This window comes from Paracoccus sp. P2, from assembly GCF_046335115.1.
Classification (GTDB): domain Bacteria; phylum Pseudomonadota; class Alphaproteobacteria; order Rhodobacterales; family Rhodobacteraceae; genus Paracoccus; species Paracoccus pantotrophus.
Map to the genome: position 1 here is coordinate 1 of NZ_JBGOSN010000187.1, position 578 is coordinate 578.

The 578-nt window shown below is 66.8% G+C and carries 1 pseudogene; it reads right to left on the bottom strand.

The annotated features are described in order from the left end of the window. Positions 1 to 430 (bottom strand): annotated as a pseudogene (locus ACDP63_RS25130) (IS5 family transposase); the annotation flags it as partial. Positions 431 to 578 lie beyond the last annotated feature (148 nt).

The following is a 578-nucleotide window of genomic DNA, read 5'->3' on the forward strand; positions in this document are numbered from 1 at the left end:
CCTTCGGTCAGGTTCAGGCGGATCGGGCGGCCGCGGGCATCGACCACAGCGTGGATCTTCGCGGTCAGCCCACCGCGCGCGCGCCCCATGCAACGGGATCGCCCCCCTTTTTCGGGCGGTTCGCCCCATGCTGGTGAACCCGGATCGAGGACGGGTCGATCATCTGGACTTTCCCGTCATAAGCCTCTGACACGGCTTACAGAATGCGCGCCCAATGGCCCGCCTTGCGCCAGCGGCTGAAGCGGTTCACGCAAGCCGTATAGGGGCCGTAGCGCGCTGGAATGTCCGCCCAGGGCGCCCCCGTCCGCAGCCGCCAGAAGATGCCGTTCAACGCCCGCCGGTCATCCACCCGCTTCACGCCGCGCACCTTCGTTGGCAACAAAGGCCGGATCACCTCCCGCTCGAGATCCGTCAGATCGAAGCCTGCCATCCCACCTCCTCATGCATGTGCAGAAGTGAAGCACAACTCAGCCCGCACCGGAATCCCGTCTCCGGAATCCCGTCTATGGGTATGTGACCTAGGGCGCCCCTGACCGGTCCGCGCCCTGCGCCCGCCGCGTGGCAATGCTGCGCCACAG